This window comes from Citrobacter sp. RHBSTW-00986, from assembly GCF_013783065.1.
Taxonomy (GTDB): Bacteria; Pseudomonadota; Gammaproteobacteria; order Enterobacterales; family Enterobacteriaceae; genus Citrobacter; species Citrobacter braakii.
Map to the genome: position 1 here is coordinate 1991644 of NZ_CP056200.1, position 23675 is coordinate 2015318.

The 23675-nt window shown below is 49.9% G+C and carries 27 protein-coding genes, 3 tRNA genes and 1 pseudogene; 21 read left to right on the forward strand and 10 right to left on the reverse strand.

The annotated features are described in order from the left end of the window. Positions 1-8: 8 nt before the first annotated feature. The gene (gene fliE, locus HV345_RS09710; protein WP_094169300.1) at positions 9-323 is read left to right on the forward strand and encodes a flagellar hook-basal body complex protein FliE; all 315 of its coding nucleotides are present in this window, start codon (positions 9-11) and stop codon (positions 321-323) included. A gap of 45 nt (positions 324-368) precedes the next feature. Here the strand turns inward: fliE and yedF are convergent, their stop codons facing one another. Both yedF and yedE read right to left on the reverse strand, forming a co-directional pair. After that, positions 369-602 (reverse strand): sulfurtransferase-like selenium metabolism protein YedF, encoded by a 234-nt coding sequence (gene yedF / locus HV345_RS09715; protein WP_000790504.1) that lies wholly within the window; start codon positions 600-602, stop codon positions 369-371. After that, positions 599-1804 (reverse strand): selenium metabolism membrane protein YedE/FdhT, encoded by a 1206-nt coding sequence (yedE, locus tag HV345_RS09720; protein ID WP_019077070.1) that lies wholly within the window; start codon positions 1802-1804, stop codon positions 599-601. The genes yedF and yedE overlap by 4 nt, the downstream gene beginning before the upstream one ends. A gap of 185 nt (positions 1805-1989) precedes the next feature. Between yedE and yedD the strand changes: the two genes are divergently transcribed. Next, entirely contained in the window at positions 1990-2403 is a 414-nt protein-coding gene (gene yedD / locus HV345_RS09725; protein WP_016153484.1) for a lipoprotein YedD, read from the forward strand. Positions 2404-2443: 40 nt separating this feature from the next. Here the strand turns inward: yedD and amyA are convergent, their stop codons facing one another. The 4 genes from amyA to fliD form a co-directional block, all read right to left on the reverse strand. Next, a complete protein-coding gene (gene amyA, locus HV345_RS09730; RefSeq protein ID WP_181636558.1) occupies positions 2444-3931 on the reverse strand; it encodes an alpha-amylase in 1488 nt (495 codons plus the stop codon). A gap of 68 nt (positions 3932-3999) precedes the next feature. Continuing rightward, complete coding sequence (gene fliT / locus HV345_RS09735; RefSeq protein ID WP_003030458.1) at positions 4000-4371, reverse strand: flagella biosynthesis regulatory protein FliT; 372 nt, start codon at positions 4369-4371, stop codon at positions 4000-4002. Next, positions 4371-4778, reverse strand: coding sequence for a flagellar export chaperone FliS (gene fliS / locus HV345_RS09740; RefSeq protein ID WP_046669996.1), 408 nt, complete (start codon positions 4776-4778; stop codon positions 4371-4373). The genes fliT and fliS overlap by 1 nt, the downstream gene beginning before the upstream one ends. Before the next feature lie 15 nt (positions 4779-4793). Beyond that, positions 4794-6194, reverse strand: coding sequence for a flagellar filament capping protein FliD (fliD, locus tag HV345_RS09745; RefSeq protein WP_049269556.1), 1401 nt, complete (start codon positions 6192-6194; stop codon positions 4794-4796). A gap of 255 nt (positions 6195-6449) precedes the next feature. Between fliD and HV345_RS09750 the strand changes: the two genes are divergently transcribed. The 9 genes from HV345_RS09750 to sdiA all read left to right on the forward strand — a co-directional run bounded on the left by HV345_RS09750 (position 6450) and on the right by sdiA (position 14926). After that, complete coding sequence (locus tag HV345_RS09750) at positions 6450-7733, forward strand: FliC/FljB family flagellin (RefSeq protein ID WP_181636559.1); 1284 nt, start codon at positions 6450-6452, stop codon at positions 7731-7733. Between the two features lie 78 nt (positions 7734-7811). Next, positions 7812-9014: a flagellin lysine-N-methylase gene (gene fliB / locus HV345_RS09755; protein WP_181636560.1), complete on the forward strand. Its 1203-nt coding sequence runs from the start codon at positions 7812-7814 to the stop codon at positions 9012-9014. A 196-nt stretch (positions 9015-9210) separates the two neighbouring features. After that, entirely contained in the window at positions 9211-9930 is a 720-nt protein-coding gene (gene fliA, locus HV345_RS09760) for an RNA polymerase sigma factor FliA (RefSeq protein ID WP_016153479.1), read from the forward strand. Between the two features lie 57 nt (positions 9931-9987). Then, positions 9988-10539, forward strand: coding sequence for a flagella biosynthesis regulatory protein FliZ (fliZ, locus tag HV345_RS09765; protein WP_016153478.1), 552 nt, complete (start codon positions 9988-9990; stop codon positions 10537-10539). A 100-nt stretch (positions 10540-10639) separates the two neighbouring features. Next, positions 10640-11440 (forward strand): cystine ABC transporter substrate-binding protein, encoded by an 801-nt coding sequence (tcyJ, locus tag HV345_RS09770; RefSeq protein ID WP_016156835.1) that lies wholly within the window; start codon positions 10640-10642, stop codon positions 11438-11440. 106 nt (positions 11441-11546) lie between these two features. After that, a complete protein-coding gene (dcyD, locus tag HV345_RS09775) occupies positions 11547-12533 on the forward strand; it encodes a D-cysteine desulfhydrase (protein ID WP_104651509.1) in 987 nt (328 codons plus the stop codon). Positions 12534-12554: 21 nt separating this feature from the next. Then, on the forward strand, positions 12555-13223 hold the full coding sequence (gene tcyL, locus HV345_RS09780; RefSeq protein WP_003030474.1) for a cystine ABC transporter permease: 669 nt from the start codon (positions 12555-12557) through the stop codon (positions 13221-13223). Further along, positions 13220-13972, forward strand: coding sequence for an L-cystine ABC transporter ATP-binding protein TcyN (gene tcyN, locus HV345_RS09785; RefSeq protein WP_003030477.1), 753 nt, complete (start codon positions 13220-13222; stop codon positions 13970-13972). Before tcyL ends, tcyN begins: the two co-directional genes overlap by 4 nt. Before the next feature lie 231 nt (positions 13973-14203). Further along, positions 14204-14926, forward strand: a complete 723-nt coding sequence (gene sdiA / locus HV345_RS09790; protein WP_016156833.1) for a transcriptional regulator SdiA — start codon at positions 14204-14206, stop codon at positions 14924-14926. 66 nt (positions 14927-14992) lie between these two features. Here sdiA and HV345_RS09795 read toward each other — a convergent pair whose 3' ends face one another. After that, positions 14993-15217: a DUF2594 family protein gene (locus tag HV345_RS09795; protein WP_016153474.1), complete on the reverse strand. Its 225-nt coding sequence runs from the start codon at positions 15215-15217 to the stop codon at positions 14993-14995. A gap of 458 nt (positions 15218-15675) precedes the next feature. Here HV345_RS09795 and uvrY point away from each other — a divergent pair, with 458 nt between their 5' ends. From uvrY to HV345_RS09825, 6 genes are all read left to right on the forward strand, one after another. Continuing rightward, positions 15676-16332 (forward strand): UvrY/SirA/GacA family response regulator transcription factor, encoded by a 657-nt coding sequence (uvrY, locus tag HV345_RS09800; protein ID WP_006684079.1) that lies wholly within the window; start codon positions 15676-15678, stop codon positions 16330-16332. Then, positions 16329-18161, forward strand: a complete 1833-nt coding sequence (gene uvrC, locus HV345_RS09805) for an excinuclease ABC subunit UvrC (protein ID WP_053389331.1) — start codon at positions 16329-16331, stop codon at positions 18159-18161. Before uvrY ends, uvrC begins: the two co-directional genes overlap by 4 nt. A 55-nt stretch (positions 18162-18216) precedes the next feature. After that, entirely contained in the window at positions 18217-18765 is a 549-nt protein-coding gene (gene pgsA, locus HV345_RS09810) for a CDP-diacylglycerol--glycerol-3-phosphate 3-phosphatidyltransferase (protein WP_016153472.1), read from the forward strand. A 151-nt stretch (positions 18766-18916) separates the two neighbouring features. Then, positions 18917-18992 (forward strand) — tRNA-Gly (locus HV345_RS09815). A 51-nt stretch (positions 18993-19043) separates the two neighbouring features. Continuing rightward, positions 19044-19117, forward strand: a tRNA-Cys gene (locus HV345_RS09820). Between the two features lie 12 nt (positions 19118-19129). Next, a tRNA-Leu gene (locus HV345_RS09825) sits at positions 19130-19216 on the forward strand. Between the two features lie 393 nt (positions 19217-19609). Here HV345_RS09825 and cspH read toward each other — a convergent pair. After that, on the reverse strand, positions 19610-19822 hold the full coding sequence (gene cspH, locus HV345_RS09830) for a cold shock-like protein CspH (protein WP_049040548.1): 213 nt from the start codon (positions 19820-19822) through the stop codon (positions 19610-19612). Between the two features lie 297 nt (positions 19823-20119). Here cspH and cspA point away from each other — a divergent pair, with 297 nt between their 5' ends. Continuing rightward, positions 20120-20335, forward strand: coding sequence for an RNA chaperone/antiterminator CspA (cspA, locus tag HV345_RS09835; RefSeq protein ID WP_016153470.1), 216 nt, complete (start codon positions 20120-20122; stop codon positions 20333-20335). 394 nt (positions 20336-20729) lie between these two features. On the opposite strand, the gene HV345_RS09840 is transcribed toward cspA, so the two are convergent. Next, positions 20730-20900: a YnfU family zinc-binding protein gene (locus tag HV345_RS09840; RefSeq protein ID WP_162835200.1), complete on the reverse strand. Its 171-nt coding sequence runs from the start codon at positions 20898-20900 to the stop codon at positions 20730-20732. A 116-nt stretch (positions 20901-21016) separates the two neighbouring features. Between HV345_RS09840 and HV345_RS26390 the strand changes: the two are divergent. Then, a pseudogene (locus HV345_RS26390) lies at positions 21017-21205 on the forward strand (IS30 family transposase); the annotation flags it as partial. An 18-nt stretch (positions 21206-21223) separates the two neighbouring features. Here HV345_RS26390 and arsH read toward each other — a convergent pair. Continuing rightward, complete coding sequence (gene arsH, locus HV345_RS09845; protein ID WP_181636561.1) at positions 21224-21922, reverse strand: arsenical resistance protein ArsH; 699 nt, start codon at positions 21920-21922, stop codon at positions 21224-21226. Positions 21923-22008: 86 nt separating this feature from the next. Between arsH and HV345_RS09850 the strand changes: the two genes are divergently transcribed. After that, a complete protein-coding gene (locus HV345_RS09850; protein ID WP_181636562.1) occupies positions 22009-22329 on the forward strand; it encodes a transcriptional regulator in 321 nt (106 codons plus the stop codon). Between the two features lie 44 nt (positions 22330-22373). Continuing rightward, positions 22374-23663, forward strand: coding sequence for an arsenic transporter (locus HV345_RS09855; RefSeq protein ID WP_181636563.1), 1290 nt, complete (start codon positions 22374-22376; stop codon positions 23661-23663). Positions 23664-23675 lie beyond the last annotated feature (12 nt).

The following is a 23675-nucleotide window of genomic DNA, read 5'->3' on the forward strand; positions in this document are numbered from 1 at the left end:
GGATCAGAATGTCGGCAATACAGGGGATTGAAGGGGTCATCGGCCAGCTACAGACCACGGCGATGTCAGCAAAAATGCAGGATATGCAGCCACAACCGACCGTGAGCTTTGCCGGTCAACTGCATGCGGCGTTAGACAGGATCAGCGATGTACAAACCGCGTCCCGTGTGCAGGCTGAGAAATTTACCCTCGGTGAACCGGGTATTGCGCTGAACGATGTGATGACCGATATGCAAAAAGCGTCGGTATCGATGCAGATGGGGATCCAGGTGCGCAACAAACTGGTGTCGGCGTATCAGGAAGTGATGTCGATGCAGGTGTAGCAAGCCGAACATTCTCCCGCTGCGTCGGGCAACGGGAGAATCGCATTACTTCTGAATTAAATAACGAATCGTTGGACCATCCTGCTGAATATCCAGCACCGTGTAGCCGTGATTACGCGCATCCAGTGGAATATTGTTGATTGACTGCGGGCAATCGCTCACCACTTCCAGAATCTCACCTTTCTTCAATTGCGGCATCGCTTCCAGTGTGGCGACAGCCGGGTACGGACACGGCTCGCCGACCATATCGAGGCGATAATCAGGCACAATATTTTTCATACAGACTCCTTGGCAGGCGTCAGCCCAGCGCGACGGAAGAAGCGTTTTTCCCAGCCGATGATGAGCATCAGCGCGGTAAATAACAGCAGATAGGTTACCAGCAGGCCACCGAGCGGGCCGAAGGTGTTGAGCAGATTCACTTTGTCCCAATTGGTGGCAAGCGCGGGAGCAAAATCATCCCAGTAGTAGGCCAGAATGGTCGAGCCAATAACGTTGCCCAGACCCACCCACCAGTAATGCACTTGGCCTTCAACGGCGCGGTACATCCAGCCCGTTTCACACCCGCCCGCCAGAACAATGCCGAAGCCGAACAGCAAGCCGCCGATCACCGCATTCGGACCTGCCCACATGATTTTAGGCTCGACGCCCAGTTGTACGTAGCTAAAGATACCGATGGCGCTGACCGCCATCCCGAAGATGATCGCTTTCGCCATATGGGTGCGACCGGAAATCCACAGGTCGCGGAAGGCGGAGGTGAAGCAGATTTGCGCCCGTTCAATCAGCAGCCCGAACCCAACGCCGAACAGCATGGCCAAACCAAGTTTGGGTTTATCCATTGCAGTGAGTAGCGCCCAGCCGATCATGGCGATAAACACCAGCATGCCGAGGCGGAAACGGCGACGGGCCTGATCTGGCTTTTGCGTTAACGGAGAAGCGGCGGAGACTTTCTGCATTTTGACCGGAATACGAAACATCGGCAGCAGGGTAAAGCGTGCGCCAAACCATGAGCCAATAGCCGTTGCCAGGGCGAAAAACCAGGCGTGTAGCGAGAACTGTGGAATACCGGTGAAGAATGCGGCCAGGTTACAGCCCATTGCCAGCCGGGCGCCGAATCCGGCAATCATCCCGCCGACGATCGCCTGCATAATGCGCACCCGACTGCGCGGCATGCGTAATTTGACGTTGTTTGCCCACAATGCGGCAGCAAAACAGCCCCCGAACATACCGAGGATCATCATGCCGTCAATGCGGGTCAGGGGTGAGCCTTCGAGATGGATCAGCTTGTAGTATCCCCATTCTTCGGCGTGAACGCCAAACAGTTGTAGGATTTGACCACCCCAGCGAGTGAATTCGCCGGTAACGGCCCAGAAGGTTCCCGTAATGCCGAAATAGTAGGTAGAGAGAATACCCGCTGCGATGACCGCAGGGGCGGGGGCCCAAAATTTAATTAACCAGGCCTGTTTGAAGTGTTGCCATGACATGCGTTGTGCCTCTGAACTCAGAAGGTATGTAACAAGAAGTGTGGATACTACACCGATCAGAATTTTTGACTATGAGTAATAGGAGGTAACACCGTCTGGATCAATCTTTCTCGACGCTGCCGAAAGGCTGGCGACATCAGGCCTTTAATGCCACAATCCCATTTTCTTCGCATGCAGGATGAATGATGAAAAAATTAGCAATCGTTGCTGTATTTCTGGCGCTTACCGGATGCGCCGAAGTAGAAAATTATAACGACGTGGTGAAAACGCCAGCGCCAGCCGGTCTGGAAGGATACTGGCAGTCAAAAGGTCCGCAACGCAGTCTGGTGAGCCCGGAAGCGATTGCCAGCCTGGTGGTAACAAAAGAGGGCGACACGCTGGATTGTCGCCAGTGGCAGCGAGTGATCGCGCTGCCGGGGAAACTGACGATGATCTCTGGCGATCTCACCAACGTGACGGTGAAACGCGAGCTGTATGAGATTGAGCGTGAAGGCAATACGCTGGAATATGACGGTATGACGCTGCAGCGGGTCGACCGCCCGACGCAGGAATGTGCTGACGCGTTAAAGAAAACGCCGCTGGCCACGCCACTGCCATAAGCTATACGCCCCGGTAGCCCACGGCCACCGGGGTTGAGCTTTACAACACGTCCTCAATCACCCACACGCTGACGCTACCGCCGTTACAATAAAACGTCGCTTCACCGTTCTCATCGGTGACCACGCTTTCTTCGCGATTTCCCAGATAGTCACGCCAGGTTTTATTCCCGTAATTGGCGCCGAGATTGATGGTCTTTTCCCCGTCATCGCCGTTTGACATTACCACCACACAGCCGGGATCCTCGTCCGTTCCGCTGCGGCTAAAAGCGATACAGTTAGGATGATCGAAAAAGAGCGTCTGTACCCCGTGCGCGAAGCGCTGGCGCGCGAGGATCAGTTCATCAAGCTGCTCGATGATCGGCATGTCGATAGGATAGGTTTCGCCATCTCCGCCAGTGTCTTCGTAATGCGCCCCGTAGAGGTCAGGATAAAACACTGACGGTACGCCGTTTTCGCGCAGCAGGATCAGCGCATAGGCCAGCGGCTTAAACCACGGTTCGACAGGGGCTTCCAGCGCCTGCAAGGGCTGAGTGTCGTGATTGGCCACCAGGGTGACGGCATGAAACGGATCGGCTTCCACCAGGGTGTCGGTGAAAATCTGACTCATGTCGTAATCGCGTCCCTGACGGGAGGCTTCGTGGAATTTCATCTGCAAAGGGGCGTCGAATAACATGGTTTTCCCCTCCACCTGATTAATGTAGGTTTGCAGCTTGTCGACTTCATGCGACCAGTATTCCGCGACGATAAACAGCGGCTTGGGGGCGACTTCCTGCACATGCTCAATCCACTCTTTATAAAACCATGCCGGAATATGTTTCACGGCATCTAAACGAAAGCCGTCACACTGGGTTTGCTCCATCACCCAACGCGCCCAGTATTTGATCTCTTCGGTGACCGCGTGATTGCGAAAATCTATGTTTTCGCCCATCAGATAATCAAAATTACCCAACTCATCATCAACCTGATCGTTCCAGCCTTCGCCGGTGTAGTCGTTCACGATTTTAAAAATGCCGTCTTCGGTTGGGTTTTCGATATGGTCAATACCGCTGAAGCATTTAAAGTCCCAAATGAATTGCGAGTACTGGCCCGCGCGGGCAGGGAAGGTGTAGCGCGTCCAGCCTTCGCATTCGACGATCTCATCGTCTATTTGCGTGCGATCTTCGGCGTTAACCCGCTGGACACGAATATGCTCTTTTTCATCTGCACCCATCTTGTGGTTAACCACCACGTCGAGCAGTACGGCAATATCATTGTGTTTTAGCGCGTCTATCGCCGCCAGCAGCTGGTTTTTATCGCCATATTTGGTAGCGATGGTTCCCTTTTGGTCGAATTCGCCCAGATCAAACAGATCGTAGGAGTCGTAGCCAACGGAATAGCCGCCGGATGCGCCTTTATAAGCGGGAGGTAACCACACCATATTGATACCGATGTCATTGAGTCCACCTGCGCGTTCGGCAAGTTCGGGCCAGAGTTGACCGCCCTCGGGGTAATACCAGTGAAAATACTGCAATAACGTGGGATTTTTCATCTTCCGTGCTCCAGAAGTCGTTTGGCCGACCTCTGGAGTATGGAAGATTATTCAGACGAGACGGGAATTTATTGTGGGGCAGTGGGGGCATCGGGAACTAACAGCATGCCGGAAAGACGGCCATAAGCGTTATTTAGCGTCTTTTGGCGCGTCGACTGACCGATGAGATTGCTGAGTTCATCCAGACGCTGCTGCAACAATGTTTTGAGCAGTTGTTCGTTATCCAACGTCTGTTTAATGTACCCGGCCACTAAATCCTGAATACTTCGCGTAATGCCTGGTGGAGTTTGCTCTTCCATGACCACTTCAATACTTTGCAGATAGGTAACTTCCTGTTCCAGTAAAAGGTCCCATTCACCGCGCTGCGCCAGTTCCAGCAGTGAGTGACTGAGCAGCGCGATGCGCTGCCAACGGTTGATAAACTCCACGGCTGAGGTCATTAACGAGACTCCTGGGAAGATGCTTTCGGTGAGATCTGTTTCCAGGCATCTGCAATGTTGCCGAGTAACCCTTCGACTTCTTCAATGGCCTGACAATCATTACGCAAGTTAGCTTGCAGTAAACGGCGAATCATATAGTCGTACAGAGAAGACAGATTGGTGGCGATTTCGCCGCCATTCTCTTGATCAAGTCCTGCCTTCAGGCCATTGTCGATAATATTAATGGCTTTACTTAACGCTTCACCTTTGGCGACGATATCACCCTGTTGCATAAACAGGCGAGCGCGCACCAGGGCGCTGTTCGCGCCATCAAACAACATTTCAATCAGCTGATGTGGGCTGGCGCTCATCACGGCGCTTTCCACGCTGACCTGTGCATAGGCTTTGGTACCGCTCGCGGTATACATGCTTACCTCGTGTTATCAGGATTTATTCATCGCTGTAAATTGTTGGCCCAGATAGGTACTGGTGTTATTCAGTTTGCTCATCATGCTATCAAGCTGGGTAAACTGCGCCGTATAACGCGCAACCATGTCGTCAATGCTGGCGCTAACTGACAGATATTGTTTGGTCAGTTTTTTCAGCGTGGCGTTAATGCTGTCTTGCGCATTATCGATAATGCCGTCATCGGCGAGATAGCTTTTTACTTCAGCGGCAATTTTGGTGGTGATGCCGGTTTCTTTACCGTCGCCAGCCAGCAGTTCGCGAACAGAGGCGGTGTTTTCATCCAGCGCTTTTTTCAGCTTGGTATCATCGATGGACATCTTGCCGGTTTTGCCATCTTGTTTGATGCCGATTTCATTCAGTGTCTTAAAGGCACCTTCAGCACCGGAGTTAGCAAACTGTGCACGAATGCCTGTCTGAATCGTACGTACTACGCTGTCACCGACCAGCGCGCCGTTGTCTTTGTCCTGACCTTCCGCACCTGCATCTACGGCTTTATATTTGGTCAGCGTATTAAAGGTATCGATCAGTGAGTTATAGGCATCCACCCAACCTTTAATCGCTTCCGTGGCTTTCTCATTGCTTTTCGTCACCGTTACGCGCGCGTCGGTAACTTTTTTGGTCAGTTCCAGCGTAACACCCTGCGGGGCATCGGTGACTTTGTTGCTTTGACGTTCAATATCGATACCGTTCATCGTGAGCTTGGAGTTCTGGGCCTGAACCAGCTCAGTCATTTTTCCTGTACCGGTCGTGCTGTCGTAAGCCAGCATATCGTTAAGCTTGCTGTCGCCCTCAACAGAGATGGTCATCTTGCTGTCCAGACCTTCTGCTGCGGTCAGCACCAGTTTGAACTCGCCGTCTTTCACCTTCACGATACTGGCGGAGATACCGCTATCGGTATCGTTAATTGCCTTGCTGATATCATCCAGCGTGGTCTTATCTTGGGAGAGTTTAATCTCCAGCGGCTCTTTACGGCCCGGCTGCTCAATTTTAATGGTGCGCGTGGCGGAGCCATCACCCAGAGCCTCTTTGTTTGAGGCCACCGATGTGGTGCTCAGCGATTGTGCCTGCGCCAGTTGCGTGACGCTGATGGTATAAATACCCGGTGCCGCGCCTGCTTCGGTGGTGACTTTCAGGTCTTCAGTACTGCTCGTCACATTACTGCTTCTGAACAACTCCGGTTTATTTAACGCGGTATTGGCCGTCTGGAACTTTTCCAGCGCACTCTTCAGCGTACCGTAAGCCGTCAGACGGGCAGTATTGTCGGTCTGTTGCTGAGTAATTGGATTTAGACGTTTTTTCTCAGCAATAGTCAGGTTGTTTAGCAACGTGTCCAGTGGTAAGCCTGAGCCTACGCCTAATGATGTAAATGAAGCCATGCCCGATTCCTTGTGATTGCAAACAATTGTTATGCGGGTTATCGGCAATCTGCGCGCAAAGTTTAATGATAGTTTTGTCAAAATAATGCGCGGAATAGTGGTGCATATAGAGGGTATTTCGCGGGCTAAGAAAAAAAACGACAGAAAGTAAAAATTTTCTAAAGTTCGAAATTAAGGTGCCGATACATGGGTTACGGTGAGAAACCGTGGGCAACAGCCCAATAACATCAAGTTGTAATTGATAAGGAAAAGATCATGGCACAAGTCATCAATACAAACAGCCTGTCGCTGTTGACCCAAAACAACCTGAACAAATCTCAGTCCGCTCTGGGCTCCGCTATCGAGCGTCTGTCCTCTGGTCTGCGTATCAACAGCGCGAAAGACGATGCTGCTGGTCAGGCGATTGCAAACCGTTTCACCGCTAACATCAAAGGTCTGACTCAGGCGTCCCGTAACGCCAACGACGGTATCTCCGTTGCACAGACCACTGAAGGCGCGCTGTCTGAAATCAACAACAACCTGCAGCGTGTTCGTGAACTGTCCGTACAGGCAGCGAACGGCTCCAACTCTGATTCCGACCTGTCTTCTATCCAGGACGAAATTAATCAGCGCCTGGCAGAAATCAACCGTGTTTCCGAGCAAACCGACTTCAACGGTAAAAAAGTTCTGAACCAGGATGGTCAACTGACTATTCAGGTTGGCGCGAAAGATGGAGAAACAATTACTATTGATCTGAAAAAAATCAATAGCGAAACGCTGAAGCTTAATGATTTAGATGTGACTAAAATTGCTACGACAGTAAATAAAGGGGCTACTGTATCGGCTGATGTAACTGTTGATGCTACTCTCATGTCACCATCTTCAGGTACTGCTGTAACGTGGAATGGTACACCTAAACTTTATAAAGATCCGACTAGTGGTGGATATGTTATTAAAGATGGAGGCACTGAGTTCTATTCTGCAACCGTTGATAATAAGACGGGTAAAATTAGTTATGATCCAACAGCATTAACAGGCACAGCAAAAACTGCCGCAGCGGCTACTGCAGTAGTTGGTAATGAAGTAGCTAAAATCCAGAAAGATGTACAGTATAATGGAACTGGTTTAGCAAATGATGAGAGCCTGATTTCTTATAAAGACTCTTCAGATAAAACTGTTTTTGCAGTAAAAGAAGCAGCCGGAACTTACAGAAGTGTTACCTTTGATGCAGCCGGTGTGGCGACTAAAACAGCAGGTGCTGGTGGTGTTGTTACTCCAGACATCAGCCTTGACCCGCTGAAGAAAATTGATGCTGCTCTGTCTGATGTAGACAAATTCCGTAGCTCCCTGGGTGCGGTGCAGAACCGTTTTGAGTCTGCCGTAACCAACCTGGGTAACACTGTTAACAACCTGTCCTCTGCCCGTAGCCGTATCGAAGATTCCGACTATGCGACCGAAGTGTCTAACATGTCTCGTGCGCAGATTCTGCAGCAGGCGGGTACCTCTGTTCTGGCACAGGCTAACCAGACCACGCAAAACGTCCTCTCTTTACTGCGTTAATCCATCGATTGGGTTACTCAGTCATTGAGACAATAAAGGCAGCGAAAGCTGCCTTTTTTCTATACTGGAGTCTGAAGAATGCAAGAAATTACCGTTACCGAACCCAATTTTGTGAATATGTTTCAGTGCTCTGGCTCGCAATGCCGAGAGCATTGCTGTAAGGGCTGGGATATACATCTGGATAAGGCAACGGTGAATAAATATGTCTCCAGTAAAAATGAGATCATTAAGAACATTGCCAAAGAGAATATTATTCTGCTTAAAAAAGATATTGCGCAATGGGGGGTGATTAAACTTGCCGATGACACTGGAAACTGTCCTTATCTGACCGAAGAGAGTCTGTGTCAGGTACAAAAAACGCTGGGAGCTCAGGCGCTAAGTACGACCTGTCAGACATATCCACGTATTGAGCGCGTTTATAAAAATGATGTAAGAAAAGCGATGAGTTTATCATGTCCAGAAGTCACAAGTATTGTATTAACAGATCCACATGCAATGGTTTTGAATGAAAAAAGTATCATTAAGCCCAAAGCTAATGCTATGCCAGTACTTTCTCAACAACAAAAATTGTTGAATCTTTTTTGTTTAGGTCTTGTGGATCAGGCTGGGCGTGATATCAACGCCGGATTTTATGCGCTGATTAAGTTTACACTGTTTATCGAGAAATTTCAGTCGGTTGATAATACCTCGTTGGCTGAGATTGAACCTATGTATCACGCGCTGCTGACCCAGATTCAGTCAGGTGAGTTAAAAGAAGAATTGTCGGCATTTTCAGCGGATAACAATGTTAAGGTCACTTTAGTGCTCTTGCTTCAGGATTATTTCCGCAGTCTTCCGGTAAGCCGTGCTAATGGAGTGCTCAACTATTATATCCAGTGTCTCCTGAGAACATTGACCCAAGAAGAAAATCACTCTGTTGGGGAGGGGGTCGCTAAACTTGAGTCCACATGGCAGAAGGTTTATGAACAGCAGGGTGAGGCTAGGTTCGATCTTAAAAATTTCATTTTGTATAAGATTTGGGAGAATAATTTCCCGAATCAAAAAAATGTAGATCCACTACGTACCCTGTACATGATCAGCGTTGAGTATTATTTTATCAAAATATTGATCGCCGCGAGCGCCTACGAAAGAACGTACCTGGAGAAGGAAGATGCGATCAATATCGTCTACAGCTTCCATTCACTAAGTCAGCATAATCCTACCGTGCATGAAAACTTCCACAAGCACATCGAGACCGTCAGAACAGGTGATGACCTGTCGATGATTCATCTCTTGACATAATTTTAACGGGGATGCGTGAAAACGCATCTCTCGCAGGCTAACTATTTGATTTATTCTTGATTATTTCTTATTCGAAATAACGCCATCAGCTACATAAGTGAAATAACCCTTCTTTTATAGTCTTATTCCTCCGATAGAACCCCCTGCAGAAACGGATAATCATGCCGATAACTCATTTAACGCAGGGCTGTTTATCGTGAATTCACTGTATACCGCTGAAGGTGTAATGGATAAACACTCGCTGTGGCAGCGTTATGTACCGTTGGTGCGTCACGAAGCATTGCGCCTTCAGGTGCGTTTGCCGGCGAGCGTAGAACTGGATGACCTGCTACAAGCGGGCGGCATCGGGTTATTGAATGCAGTCGACCGATATGACGCTTTGCAAGGAACGGCATTTACCACTTACGCAGTGCAGCGTATTCGTGGGGCGATGCTGGACGAACTACGTAGCCGGGATTGGGTGCCGCGTAGCGTTCGGCGCAATGCTCGCGAAGTGGCACAGGCGATGGGGCAACTGGAGCAGGAATTAGGGCGTAACGCGACGGAAACCGAAGTGGCGGAGCGTCTGGCTATTCCTGTGCAAGAGTATCGTCAGATGTTGCTTGATACCAATAATAGCCAACTCTTCTCCTACGACGAGTGGCGGGAAGAGCATGGCGATAGTATTGAGCTGGTGACGGAAGAACATCAGCAGGAAAACCCGTTACAGCAGCTACTTGAGGGTAACCTCCGCCAGCGCGTGATGGACGCGATCGAAGCGTTGCCGGAACGCGAAAAGCTGGTGTTAACGCTGTACTACCAGGAAGAGCTGAATCTGAAAGAGATTGGCGCGGTACTGGAAGTGGGGGAGTCACGGGTTAGCCAGTTGCACAGTCAGGCCATCAAACGTCTACGCACCAAGCTGGGTAAGCTATAGGGGTACATCATTACCCCTGAACAATGCCGCATTACGAATTGACTACCAGGAGTTCTCATGACGGTGCAGCAATCAAAAAGACGGCCTCTAAGCCGCTACCTCAAAGATTTCAAACACAGCCAGACGCATTGCGCCCATTGCTTTAAGTTGCTCGACAGGATCACACTGGTTCGCCGCGGGCAAATTGTGAATAAAATCGCCATCGCCCGACTGGACACGTTGCTGAATGAAGCAGAGTGGGAACAGGAGAAAAAAGAGTGGGTGGCACTGTGTCGTTTTTGCGGTGATTTGCACTGCAAAGAGCAGAGCGACTTTTTTGACATTATCGGCTTCAAGCAATTTTTATTCGAGCAGACCGAAATGAGTCACGGCACGGTACGCGAATACGTCGTTCGCCTGCGTCGCCTCGGGAATCATCTGACCGAACAAAATATCTCTCACGATCTGCTGCAGGAAGGGTTTCTCGACGAAAACCTTGCCCCGTGGCTACCGGAAACCAGCACCAACAATTACCGCATCGCCTTGCGTAAGTACGAGCAGTTTAAAGCCCATACGCATATGGGACATATGCAGAAATCCTCCTGGACAGCCAGTTCTGATATATATTAAAAACGAATAAGGTGTAACAGAGTCGTGTTTGTGGATCACGGCAAACGCTTTACACTGTAGTCATAAATGATAGTCACTAATGACAATATTCGGGGTAACTATGAAATTAGCACTTCTGGGACGTCAGGCTCTGATGGGTGTAATGGCTGTTGCACTTGTCGCCGGAATGAGCGTGAAGACTTATGCAGATGAAGGTCTGTTAAATAAAGTTAAAGAGCGCGGCACGCTGCTGGTGGGCCTGGAAGGGACCTATCCCCCGTTTAGTTTTCAGGGCGATGACGGCAAGCTGACCGGTTTCGAAGTGGAGTTCGCCGAGGAACTGGCCAAGCATCTTGGGGTGAAAGCCACGCTGAAGCCGACCAAATGGGACGGTATGCTGGCTTCTCTTGACTCCAAACGCATTGACGTGGTCATCAACCAGGTGACTATCTCTGATGATCGTAAGAAAAAATACGATTTTTCTACCCCGTATACGGTCTCTGGTATCCAGGCGCTGGTGAAGAAAGGCAATGAAGGCGTTATTAAGACTGCTGCCGATCTGAAAGGTAAAAAAGTCGGCGTGGGTCTGGGAACCAACTATGAAGAGTGGCTGCGCCAGAACGTGCAGGGTGTGGATATTCGTACCTATGATGATGACCCGACCAAATATCAGGATCTGCGTGTAGGTCGTATCGACGCCATCCTGGTTGACCGTCTGGCCGCGCTGGATCTGGTGAAAAAAACCAAGGATACGCTGGCCGTTACCGGTGAAGCATTCTCCCGCCAGGAGTCCGGCGTGGCGCTGCGTAAAGGCAATGAAGATCTGCTGAAAGCGGTGGATGCAGCCATTGCTGAAATGCAGAAAGACGGTTCGCTGAAAGCCCTGTCTGAAAAATGGTTTGGAGCAGATGTGACGAAATAATCGTCATCTGATGAAAAAAGGCGCCTTTAACAGCGCCTTTTTTTATTTCATTGCGCCTGAACGTGCATAATAAAAGAACATCACAACAACGAATACCGGAGGCTGTATGCCGCTGCATAATTTAACGCGCTTTCCACGTCTGGAATTTATTGGCGCGCCAACGCCACTCGAATATCTTCCGCGCCTCTCAGATTATCTCGGGCGCGATATTTTCATTAAACGCGATGACGTCACGCCGATGGCTATGGGCGGCAATAAGCTGCGTAAGCTGGAGTTTCTGGCAGCAGACGCGCTGCGTGAAGGCGCGGATACGCTGATAACCGCGGGTGCGATTCAGTCTAACCACGTTCGCCAGACGGCGGCGGTCGCCGCTAAGCTTGGCCTGCACTGCGTGGCGCTGTTGGAAAATCCGATAGGCACCACTGCCGAAAACTATCTCACCAATGGCAACCGTCTGCTGCTGGACCTGTTTAATACGCAGATTGAAATGTGCGATGCGCTGACCGATCCGAATGCACAGCTGCAGGAGCTGGCGACGCGGATTGAAGCGCAAGGGTTCCGCCCGTATGTGATCCCGGTTGGGGGTTCCAATGCACTGGGTGCGCTGGGCTATGTGGAAAGCGCGCTGGAAATTGCCCAACAGTGTGAAGGGGCCGTTTCGCTCTCTTCCGTAGTGGTGGCCTCGGGCAGTGCGGGAACCCATGCCGGACTGGCCGTGGGCCTGGAGCAATTGATGCCAGACGTCGAACTCATCGGCGTGACCGTCTCACGCAGCGTGGCGGATCAAAAGCCCAAAGTTGTTGCACTGCAGCAGGATATTGCCCGGGAGCTGGAACTGACGGCCTCAGCGGAAATCCTGTTATGGGACGATTATTATGCGCCGGGCTACGGTACGCCAAACGAAGAGGGCATGGAGGCGGTAAAACTGCTGGCGCGTCTGGAAGGCATTTTGTTGGATCCGGTGTATACCGGCAAGGCGATGGCGGGTCTGATTGATGGCATCAGCCAGAAACGCTTCAAGGATGAAGGGCCAATTCTCTTTATTCATACTGGTGGGGCACCTGCGCTGTTTGCCTACCATCCTCACGTGTAACGACCAGGTAGAAAAACGCTAATGCATGAAAGTATCCAACTGGTGATTGATTCTCTGCCGTATCTGCTCAAGGGCGCAGTGTTTACGCTGCAACTGAGTATCGGTGGGATGTTCTTTGGCCTCGTGCTGGGGTTTATCCTGGCGCTGATGCGTCTGTCGCCGCTGCTGCCTGTGCGCTGGCTGGCGCGCTTTTATATCTCTATCTTTCGCGGAACGCCGTTGATTGCCCAGCTGTTCATGATCTATTACGGTCTGCCGCAGTTTGGTATTGAGCTTGATCCTATTCCGGCGGCGATGATTGGCTTATCGCTTAATACGGCGGCCTACGCTGCGGAAACGCTGCGTGCGGCAATCTCCTCCATCGACAAAGGGCAGTGGGAAGCGGGTGCCAGTATTGGTATGACGCGGTGGCAAACCATGCGCCGGGCAATCCTGCCGCAGGCTGCGCGGGTTGCGCTCCCACCGCTGAGTAACAGCTTTATCAGCCTGGTGAAAGACACCTCTCTGGCCGCGACTATTCAGGTACCGGAACTGTTCCGTCAGGCGCAGTTGATTACCTCGCGTACGCTGGAGGTATTCACGATGTATCTGGCAGCCTCGTTGATTTATTGGGTGATGGCGACGGTGCTTTCTGCACTGCAAAACTATTTTGAAGAGCAACTGAACCGCCAGGAGAGAGAGCCGAAATGAGTGCTATCGAAGTCAGAAACCTGGTCAAAAAATTCCATGGGCAAACGGTGCTGCATGGGATCGATCTTGACGTCAAACCCGGTGAAGTTGTGGCGATTATCGGGCCGAGCGGTTCGGGCAAAACTACGCTGCTGCGCAGCATTAATTTGCTGGAGCAACCCGAGGCGGGCACCATTAAGGTGGGTGAGATTACCATTGATACCGCGCGTTCGTTAACTCAGCAGAAAGGTCTGATTCGTCAGTTGCGCCAGCACGTGGGCTTTGTGTTCCAGAACTTTAATTTGTTCCCGCATCGCACGGTGCTGGAAAACATTATTGAAGGTCCGGTGATTGTTAAAGGCGAACCGAAAGCCGAAGCGACAGCCCGAGCGCGCGAACTGCTGGCGAAAGTCGGGTTAGCTGGTAAAGAAACCAGCTATCCGCGGCGTTTGTCCGGCGGGCAGCAGCAGCGCGTGGCTATTGCCCGGGCGTTGGCGATGCGACCTGAGGTTATTCTTTTTGATGAACCGACCTCCGCGCTTGATCCTGAACTGGTTGGTGAGGTACTTAATACCATCCGCCAACTGGCGCAGGAAAAACGCACCATGGTGATAGTGACGCATGAAATGAGCTTTGCGCGCGACGTTGCCGATCGGGCGATATTTATGGATCAAGGACGGATAGTGGAGCAGGGGCCAGCTAAATCCTTATTCACGCATCCGCAGCAACCGCGAACCCGTCAGTTTCTTGAAAAGTTTCTGATGCAATAAATAGTGCATGCAGCACTCGTCGAAATTGTTTTTTGGCGAGTGCTGTTCGCATAACTATTTATAATTATTGCTTTATTATTAACTCCCAATACTGTTACTTCCTGCCGTTGTTGAGTAATGCTCAAGTAATTGTTCATTTGTCCGATAATTTGCATATATAAAATACATTTATGTGTTAGCTTGTTTCATATGTTTGGATGATTATCAATCTCAGGGGTATTACCACTTAGTATGCAGGGTCATGATTTCTTCACCTGGCGACGGAGCATGCTGTTACGCTTTCAGGAAATGGCGACGGCAGAGGATGTCTATAATGAATTACAACAACAGACGCAGCATTTAGAGTTCGATTTTTACGCGCTCTGTGTTCGTCATCCCGTACCTTTTACCCGACCTAAAACGTCGCTTCACACGACCTATCCCAAAGCATGGGTGGCGCATTATCAGTCCGAGAATTATTTCGCTATTGATCCGGTGCTGAAGCCTGAAAACTTCAGTCAGGGGCATTTACCCTGGAACGATACCTTATTTCGCGATGCACAGCCCCTGTGGGATGCCGCGCGCAATCACGGTTTACGTAAAGGGATGACGCAATGCTTAATGTTGCCTAATCGGGCGTTGGGTTTTTTATCGGTATCGCGTGCGAGTGTCCGTAATAGTCGCTTTGCAAACGATGAGGTAGAGCTCAGGATGCAACTGCTGGTGCGGGAAAGCTTGTCGGTACTGACGCGGCTGCAAGATGACATGGTCATGGCGCCAGAGATGCGCTTTAGCAAGCGGGAAAAAGAGATATTGAAATGGACGGCAGAGGGGAAAACCTCTTCAGAGATAGCGATAATTCTGTCGATTTCTGAAAATACCGTTAACTTTCACCAGAAAAATATGCAAAAGAAATTTAATGCACCCAACAAAACGCAGATCGCCTGTTATGCCGCGGCAACCGGGCTGATCTGAGTAAATTATCGTTCTGAGTGTCAGACGCAAACCCGGCTGAGAGCATCGCTGTCAGCCGGGTTCTTATTACTGGCGGTAGGCCTGTTTAATTTGCTTAACAGTGCTGGAAAATACCGCAGCCTGTGATTGATCTTCAATCAGCGCGATCTGTTTTTCCATTTTAAGAATCACGCGCCCTGCATCGGCTTGGCCCATTGCCTGCAGCATCAGCGTTAACATGGCTTTCAGGCAGGTGACTTCGTTGGCCAGTTCCTGGTTATTCTCAGCAGTGGAAAAGTCAGGCGTACTCATTTATTTTCCTCGTTATGTTTCAATGAAAAAGTGCGATGTCAAATCTTAAGGCGCCGGAGTATACCATAAGCGAGGCTAAAAATATCAGCGGTTGTTTTCTGCGCAAACATAAGCCGCGGACATTAAAATAAACAACATGTTGCACTGCATATATTTTCTCCATCTGTTGTTTATTTCGAGTATTTTACTCGTTAATTATTGTTACAACTTTAGCTGCCTATTTTGCATTCAACGGACGAATATGAATTTTTTGTCACTATTCTGAAACAGCTATGCAGATATAACCGTGGCAAAAGGTTGCCATAACAGAAAGTTTCCACTCGTCGTACCTTCTAATTTCCAAAAACGAGAGCAAAATCGAAAGACGGCGATTTTTACATTTCAAAGTTGAGATAAAACCCGTTAACATAGGACCGATTAACTATCGGTAGCGTTATCCCTATTCTGGAGATATTCCTTTGATCAACGTTTTTCTTGTTGATGACCACGAACTGGTGCGCGCAGGGATACGACGCATTCTTGAAGATATAAAAGGCATTAAAGTTGTCGGTGAGGCGTGCTGCGGTGAAGATGCGGTAAAATGGTGCCGCTCAAATTCCGTAGACGTTGTGCTGATGGACATGAATATGCCCGGTATTGGTGGCCTTGAGGCAACGCGTAAAATTGCGCGTTCAACGGCTGACATTAAAGTGATCATGCTGACTGTCCATACCGAAAACCCGTTACCTGCAAAAGTCATGCAGGCGGGAGCCGCGGGCTATCTCAGTAAGGGGGCTGCGCCCCAGGAGGTCGTGAGTGCGATTCGTTCGGTTTATTCTGGCCAACGTTATATTGCCTCCGATATCGCTCAGCAGATGGCGCTTAGCCAGATTGAGCCTGAGAAAACGGAAACCCCGTTTGCCAGTTTGTCTGAACGTGAGTTGCAGATTATGCTGATGATCACCAAAGGTCAGAAGGTCAATGAGATCTCAGAGCAACTGAATCTTAGTCCTAAAACGGTGAACAGCTATCGCTATCGAATGTTCAGTAAATTAAACATTCACGGCGATGTTGAGCTGACTCACCTGGCAATTCGCCATGGCCTGTGTAATGCGGAGACATTAACAAGCCAGTGACCGATCAGTTTGATGCCAAAGCGTTCCTGAAAACCGTGACCAGTCAGCCCGGCGTTTATCGTATGTATGATGACGCCGGGACGGTCATCTATGTCGGGAAAGCGAAAGACCTGAAAAAAAGGCTTTCCAGCTACTTCCGTAGCAACCTCGCATCGCGTAAGACCGAAGCACTGGTCGCGCAAATACAGCAGATTGATGTCACGGTAACGCACACCGAAACCGAGGCGTTATTGCTTGAGCACAACTACATCAAACTGTATCAGCCGCGTTATAACGTTTTGCTGCGCGACGATAAATCCTATCCTTTTATTTTCCTCAGCGGCGATACCCATCCTCGCCTGGCAATGCATCGCGGGGCCAAGCATGCCAAAGGCGAGTACTTTGGACCGTTTCCTAACGGCTACGCCGTACGCGAAACGCTGGCGTTGCTGCAGAAAATCTTCCCTATTCGTCAGTGCGAAAATAGTGTTTATCGCAATCGCTCGCGGCCCTGTCTGCAATATCAGATTGGCCGCTGCCTCGGTCCGTGTGTGGCGGGCCTGGTGAGTGAGGAAGAGTATGCGCAGCAGGTTGATTACGTTCGTCTGTTCCTGTCCGGGAAAGACGATCAGGTATTAACGCAGCTGATCGCCCGGATGGAAAAAGCCAGCCAGAATCTCGAGTTTGAAGAGGCTGCCCGCATTCGTGACCAAATTCAGGCCGTACGCCGCGTGACCGAAAAACAGTTTGTCTCTAATACCGGAGACGATCTGGACGTCATCGGCGTGGCGTTTGACGCTGGCATGGCCTGTGTGCACGTGCTGTTTATTCGCCAGGGTAAAGTGTTAGGCAGTCGTAGCTATTTCCCGAAAGTACCAGGTGGAACAGAACTCGGCGAGGTCGTTGAAACCTTTGTCGGACAGTTTTATCTGCAGGGAAGTCAGATGCGCACCTTACCCGGTGAGATCCTGCTCGATTTTAATCTTAGCGATAAAACCCTGCTGGCAGACTCTCTGTCTGAGCTGGCCGGGCGGAAGATCAACGTTCAGACGAAACCGCGAGGCGATCGCGCGCGGTATCTGAAGCTGGCGCGTACCAACGCGGCGGTGGCGTTAACCACAAAACTTTCCCAGCAGTCGACCATTACTCAACGCCTGACGGCGCTGGCATCAGTACTCAAGTTACCCGCAGTGAAACGCATGGAGTGCTTTGATATCAGCCACACGATGGGCGAGCAGACGGTAGCCTCCTGCGTGGTATTCGATGCCAATGGACCACTGCGCGCGGAGTATCGCCGCTATAACATCACGGGTATTACGCCGGGTGATGATTATGCGGCAATGAATCAGGTTCTCCGTCGGCGCTACGGTAAGTCGATTGAAGAAAGTAAGATTCCGGACGTCATATTGATCGACGGTGGGAAAGGTCAACTGGGGCAGGCGAAAGCCGTGTTTGCTGAGCTGGACGTTCCCTGGGACAAACAGCACCCGCTTTTGTTGGGCGTGGCAAAAGGGGCCGATCGTAAAGCTGGTCTGGAAACGTTGTTCTTTGAGCCGGAAGGTGAGGGCTTTAGCCTTCCGCCGGATTCGCCTGCATTGCACGTTATCCAGCATATCCGCGATGAATCTCACGATCATGCGATTAGCGGGCACCGTAAAAAACGGGCGAAGGTGAAAAGTACCAGCACGCTGGAGACTATTGAAGGTGTCGGGCCGAAGCGTCGGCAGATGTTGTTGAAATATATGGGCGGTTTGCAAGGCCTTCGTAACGCGAGTATTGAAGAAATTGCAAAAGTGCCGGGTATTTCGCAAGCTCTGGCAGAAAAGATCTTCTACTCGTTGAAACATTAGGCCCTCTGTAGCAACATAGGGGTAATTTTACTGACAACAGATAGTTATCCGTCATATGCAATTTAATATCCCTACGTTGCTCACGCTGTTTCGCGTCATCCTGATCCCATTCTTTGTATTGGCTTTTTATCTGCCATTCACCTGGGCTCCCTTCGTTTGTGCGCTGATCTTCTGTATTGCGGCGGTCACCGACTGGTTTGACGGCTATCTGGCGCGTCGCTGGAACCAAAGCACGCGTTTTGGCGCCTTCCTCGATCCGGTCGCTGATAAGGTACTGGTGGCTATCGCGATGGTGCTGGTGACCGAGCACTATCACAGCTGGTGGGTAACGCTTCCTGCCGCCACGATGATCGCGCGTGAAATTATTATCTCTGCGCTGCGTGAGTGGATGGCTGAACTGGGTAAACGTAGCAGTGTGGCGGTGTCCTGGATCGGCAAAGTGAAAACCACTTCGCAAATGGCCGCGCTCGCATGGCTGCTGTGGCGTCCAAATATTTGGGTAGAGTACGCCGGGATCGCACTTTTCTTCGTCGCCGCGATACTGACGTTGTGGTCAATGTTCCAGTATTTGAGCGCTGCGTGGGGAGATTTGCTTGAACAGTGATCGTTTCGGCGCAAATTTCAGCAAACGATCGTCAGTGGTGAAAAATATCGTTGACTCATTGCGTCAGGTAAGTAGAATGCAACGCATCGAACGGCAGCACTGATTGCCAGACGATAACAAAATCAAGTGATTAACAAAGTTACTTGGTGATGCGGGAATAGCTCAGTTGGTAGAGCACGACCTTGCCAAGGTCGGGGTCGCGAGTTCGAGTCTCGTTTCCCGCTCCAAATTAAAGACATCGGCAATAGCGGATGTCGGCTGAAAAGCCAGAAGATTTCGGCGCGTTAGCAAAGCGGTTATGTAGCGGATTGCAAATCCGTCTAGTCCGGTTCGACTCCGGAACGCGCCTCCAATTTCTTCCCGAGCCCGGATGGTGGAATCGGTAGACACAAGGGATTTAAAATCCCTCGGCGTTCGCGCTGTGTGGGTTCAAGTCCCACTCCGGGTACCATGGGAAAGAATAGAATAATCAAAGCAATAAGCAGTGTCGTGAAACCACCTACGGGTGGTTTTTTTGTGCCTGAAATTTCTCGCTTCTCGCTCAGCGAACCTTCAAGCTCAGAAATCCCCTGGCTTTCATCCTATGTGCATCACAGGCATTTGGGGTGTAACGCAAGCATATCACCCTGACGGGCTCAACACAGATACGCCAACGCTATTGCAACTCTTACCGGTCTTGAACTAACAGGTTAGATGAAAACAAGCAGAGTCACTATCAGCGTGCAGCATGAGCTCTTAAGGCCTGTCAGCCAGTCGTTGAGATAGATTTTCTGATACATATGAAACTCTCCCTGTTTTGAAATTCTCTTTTATGATTCCAGAAGTCAGGAGGGGCGGCTACAGGTCATGAGAGATAAACGTTCGCAGCCGAGGGGCCTCGAAGACCATTTATTCGACAAAACTCAACGCGTAATCCGGGGATGAGTACTTCTGAGTCACGGAGACTTAAGGCCGAAATGTGAAGCTGTACATCTTTGCGACCATCGGAGGGGGAGATAAGGCCTTTACCGCTCTTGCAGTCAAAGGCTTTGACAATTCCTGTCATTTTACGAGACAAAAAAATTCCTTAAAGCTAATAACGTGTTGCACTATACACATACCCCTGGATAATACCAGAAATATTTTTCAGCTATCGTGAGATCTGGATAGCTAAAATAAACATTGATTATTATATACGCCCGTGCGTTAATGGTCGCGTCGGTTTGAAGAACAGACAAAATACAAAGTAGTTTACTAAAGCAGTTCTCATTTCAGGTGTTTTATATTTATCCCTTCTTTGAGTCTCCCCACTAAGCACTAAGTAGTTTCTGTAATAAAACCATGTTCGCCGGAAGGCCAAATTAAGGAATACAAAATGTCAAAAAAGATGAATGGTTTAGTAAAATGGTTTAATGCCGATAAGGGATTCGGTTTTATTTCTCCTGTTGACGGTAGTAAAGATTTATTTGTACATTTTTCTGCTATCCAGAGCGATAATTTCCGCACCTTGTTTGAAGGGCAAAAAGTCTCTTACTCCATTGAGAATGGTACTAAAGGTCCGGTTGCTGGCAATGTAGTTATTACAGAGTAAATCCTTTTTTTGTCTGTATGCGATAACGAAGAAGGCTAAAGCCTGAGTAGACATACTGACAGAAGCAATGGATGTATTGTTGGGTCAGTAGAGATGAAATGTTACTGATCCGGCATTCAGGGCAACGGTCAGCATATTTCATCTCTCTTTTGCATGAGAAAGTATGCTGACCATTGTGAGTACGTGTAGGTTCGCTGCACAAAAAGTCTAACCGCTTGCCTTGCACGACAACGTACGCAAGGAGATAGCTTTTCCCAGATATCACCATAATTTTTATTTTTTAAATATGAAAATACTAAACCCGCAGCCAGCGGGTTTTCTATTATCTGTAGCTTGATAAATCTTAAAATACAGATGTGGTGATTCTGTTCCAGAAATAGAGTCTAAAACGGATTCAGGCTGCTTCTTTTTGGTTTGTCTGGAATACTTTATTGCAATGAGGACAGATTAAAAGAGAACCTTTTTGTACTCTTGAAAAACTGTGTTCAGATTGTTGGGTACAGTTTGGGCAGGTGCATTTGACAAGATAGTTGCGGCGTGATTTAGAGTCTTTACGTTCTGACATAGGCTTTTCCTTGAGTGGATGAACTTCAACCATACCCTAATTTGTCCAAAAAATCTTAACTTTATGATGTTTTGGATATGTAAATATACGGAAAAGGTATCGCAAAGGGCCTGATGATAAGGTCGGCTCTCCAAATTTATTTCTGTAATCCTCAATCTCCCTGGCTGCGTGGTTCATATGAAAATATGAACAGATTGCTCAGACAGTATTTTTCAAAAGGAGCTGGCTTATCGGTTCGCAGCCAGCAAAGAATTAACATTGTTGCATCCAGCGTTGAACGCACAGCAAAAAGCGGACGTTTTTGAGCACAGTAAAAAAGGACGTTATATTTTCGCTTGATTGACGCGGGATGAAAGCTCCTGATGGCTCTCTTTTCGTTCGCTGTAGCGATCGGCAAGGTAATCGGTTTGCCCCTTGAGCAGCAGCGTGATTTTAAACAACTCCTCGGCGACATCGACGATACGATCATACCAGGACGAAGGTTTCATTCGCCCGTTCTCATCGAATTCTTGCCAGGCTTTGGCTATTGAGGACTGGTTAGGGATCGTGAACATCCTCATCCAGCGCCCAAGGATACGCATCTGGTTCACGGCGTTAAAAGATTGAGACCCGCCGCAGACCTGCATCACCGCCAGTGTTTTTCCCTGTGAAGGGCGAACGGCCCCTTCGCTTAAGGGTATCCAGTCGATCTGTGCCTTCATCACCGCACTCATTGCCCCATGCCGCTCCGGGGAACTCCACACCATCCCATCACACCATCTGACCAGCTCGCGCAGCTCGGTGACTTTTGGGTGCGTATCTGGGGCATCATCCGGCAGGGGTAAACCTGAGGGATTAAACAGTCTTACTTCCGCTCCCATCGCCGTCAGCAGGCGTCCTGCTTCTTCTGCGGCAAAACGACTGTAAGAACGCTCTCTTACCGAGCCATACAGGATCAGTATGCGTGGCGGCTCCTGGAGCTGCAGGCGTTCAGCAATCTGCTGATCGAAGCAATCAGCATCCAGTGCAGGAAAGTGTTCCATTTTCTACTCCTCCGGGAGGTTCTGTGATTTCAAATTAAACATATATGATTTATCATATATGTATTCTAAAGGGAACGGAGTAAAAAATGCTACAGCCAGTTCAGCTTTTTAAAATCCTGTCGGATGAAACCCGTCTCGCCATTGTTATGCTTCTCCGGGAATCCGGCGAACTGTGCGTGTGCGATATATGCGCGGCGACCTCTGAATCACAGCCTAAAATTTCTCGCCACATGGCTATTCTGCGTGAAGCAGAGCTGGTGCTTGACCGCCGGGAAGGCAAATGGATTCACTACCGTCTGTCTCCCCACATGCCAAAGTGGGCCGCTGAGACGATCACGACGTCCTGGCAGTGTCTGAGGAAAGATGTGGGTGAATGGCTGAAAAAATCAGCCTGCACATCCTGTTGAGAGAATTTTTTACATACACATAATCATATATAAAGGAATCTAAAATGCTTTTGGCAGGGAGTATTTTTATACTAACGCTGGTCCTGGTCATCTGGCAGCCCAGGGGTCTCAGCATTGGCTGGAGCGCAAGTATCGGAGCCTTACTGGCACTGGGGACGGGGGTCATCCACATTGATGATATTCCCGTAGTCTGGAATATCGTCTGGAACGCAACAGCGGCATTCATCGCGGTGATTATCATCAGCCTGCTGCTCGATGAGTCCGGCTTCTTTGAATGGGCCGCGCTGCATGTCTCCCGCTGGGGTAACGGGCGTGGTCGCCTGCTGTTTACCTGGATAATACTGCTTGGCGCTGCTGTTGCTGCGCTGTTTGCTAACGACGGTGCAGCACTGATACTGACGCCGATTGTGATTGCGATGCTGCTCGCCCTGGGGTTTAGCCAGGCGACGACGCTGGCCTTTGTCATGGCTGCAGGATTTATCGCAGATACTGCCAGCCTGCCGCTGATTGTCTCTAACCTGGTCAATATTGTCTCGGCGGATTTCTTCGGCCTGGGCTTTACACAGTATGCCTCCGTGATGGTCCCTGTGAACCTGGCGGCCATTGCTGCCACGCTGGTCATGCTCCATCTCTTCTTCCGCCGCGATATCCCGGCCAGATATGACGTTTCACTGCTCAAGATGCCTGCCAGTGCGATTAAAGATCCGGCGACGTTCAGGGCGGGCTGGATTGTTCTGCTGTTCCTGTTGGTCGGTTTCTTTCTTCTGGAGCCGCTGGGGATCCCTGTAAGCGCGATAGCAGCAGTTGGGGCTGCGGTGCTGTTCGTGGTAGCCAAGCGTGGCCACGCCATTAATACCGGGAAAGTGCTGCGCGGGGCGCCTTGGCAGATCGTGATTTTCTCGCTGGGTATGTATATGGTCGTCTACGGCCTGCGTAATGCAGGACTCACCGAGTATCTTTCTGCTGTACTCAATATGCTGGCAGACAAAGGTTTGTGGGCTGCCACGTTCGGTACCGGCTTCCTGACTGCCTTCCTGTCGTCTGTGATGAACAATATGCCGACGGTGCTGATTGGTGCATTGTCCATAGACGGGAGTGCTGCGACCGGCGTCGTCAAAGAGGCCATGATTTATGCCAATGTGATTGGCTGCGATTTAGGTCCTAAAATCACCCCGATAGGCAGTCTGGCAACTCTGCTGTGGCTTCATGTGTTGGCACAGAAAAATATGACCATCACCTGGGGATATTACTTCCGCACCGGCATTATCATGACTCTGCCCGTGCTGTTCGTCACTCTGGCCGCACTGGCGTGGCGGCTCTCTGTCACTTTGTAATGAGATACTGAT

Bases quoted from the DNA above. Each gene is read 5' to 3' on its own strand.
- cspA (WP_016153470.1), top strand. From the start codon at position 20,120: ATGTCAAAAAAGATGAATGGTTTAGTAAAATGGTTTAATGCCGATAAG.
- HV345_RS09840 (WP_162835200.1), bottom strand. From the start codon at position 20,900: ATGTCAGAACGTAAAGACTCTAAATCACGCCGCAACTATCTTGTCAAA.
- tcyN (WP_003030477.1), top strand. From the start codon at position 13,220: ATGAGTGCTATCGAAGTCAGAAACCTGGTCAAAAAATTCCATGGGCAA.
- yedE (WP_019077070.1), bottom strand. From the start codon at position 1,804: ATGTCATGGCAACACTTCAAACAGGCCTGGTTAATTAAATTTTGGGCC.
- fliB (WP_181636560.1), top strand. From the start codon at position 7,812: ATGCAAGAAATTACCGTTACCGAACCCAATTTTGTGAATATGTTTCAG.
- HV345_RS09850 (WP_181636562.1), top strand. From the start codon at position 22,009: ATGCTACAGCCAGTTCAGCTTTTTAAAATCCTGTCGGATGAAACCCGT.
- HV345_RS09750 (WP_181636559.1), top strand. From the start codon at position 6,450: ATGGCACAAGTCATCAATACAAACAGCCTGTCGCTGTTGACCCAAAAC.
- tcyJ (WP_016156835.1), top strand. From the start codon at position 10,640: ATGAAATTAGCACTTCTGGGACGTCAGGCTCTGATGGGTGTAATGGCT.
- fliT (WP_003030458.1), bottom strand. From the start codon at position 4,371: ATGACCTCAGCCGTGGAGTTTATCAACCGTTGGCAGCGCATCGCGCTG.
- yedD (WP_016153484.1), top strand. From the start codon at position 1,990: ATGAAAAAATTAGCAATCGTTGCTGTATTTCTGGCGCTTACCGGATGC.
- dcyD (WP_104651509.1), top strand. From the start codon at position 11,547: ATGCCGCTGCATAATTTAACGCGCTTTCCACGTCTGGAATTTATTGGC.
- yedF (WP_000790504.1), bottom strand. From the start codon at position 602: ATGAAAAATATTGTGCCTGATTATCGCCTCGATATGGTCGGCGAGCCG.
- fliZ (WP_016153478.1), top strand. From the start codon at position 9,988: ATGACGGTGCAGCAATCAAAAAGACGGCCTCTAAGCCGCTACCTCAAA.
- fliD (WP_049269556.1), bottom strand. From the start codon at position 6,194: ATGGCTTCATTTACATCATTAGGCGTAGGCTCAGGCTTACCACTGGAC.
- HV345_RS09795 (WP_016153474.1), bottom strand. From the start codon at position 15,217: ATGAGTACGCCTGACTTTTCCACTGCTGAGAATAACCAGGAACTGGCC.
- HV345_RS09855 (WP_181636563.1), top strand. From the start codon at position 22,374: ATGCTTTTGGCAGGGAGTATTTTTATACTAACGCTGGTCCTGGTCATC.
- fliE (WP_094169300.1), top strand. From the start codon at position 9: ATGTCGGCAATACAGGGGATTGAAGGGGTCATCGGCCAGCTACAGACC.
- amyA (WP_181636558.1), bottom strand. From the start codon at position 3,931: ATGAAAAATCCCACGTTATTGCAGTATTTTCACTGGTATTACCCCGAG.
- arsH (WP_181636561.1), bottom strand. From the start codon at position 21,922: ATGGAACACTTTCCTGCACTGGATGCTGATTGCTTCGATCAGCAGATT.
- tcyL (WP_003030474.1), top strand. From the start codon at position 12,555: ATGCATGAAAGTATCCAACTGGTGATTGATTCTCTGCCGTATCTGCTC.
- pgsA (WP_016153472.1), top strand. From the start codon at position 18,217: ATGCAATTTAATATCCCTACGTTGCTCACGCTGTTTCGCGTCATCCTG.
- fliS (WP_046669996.1), bottom strand. From the start codon at position 4,778: ATGTATACCGCGAGCGGTACCAAAGCCTATGCACAGGTCAGCGTGGAA.
- sdiA (WP_016156833.1), top strand. From the start codon at position 14,204: ATGCAGGGTCATGATTTCTTCACCTGGCGACGGAGCATGCTGTTACGC.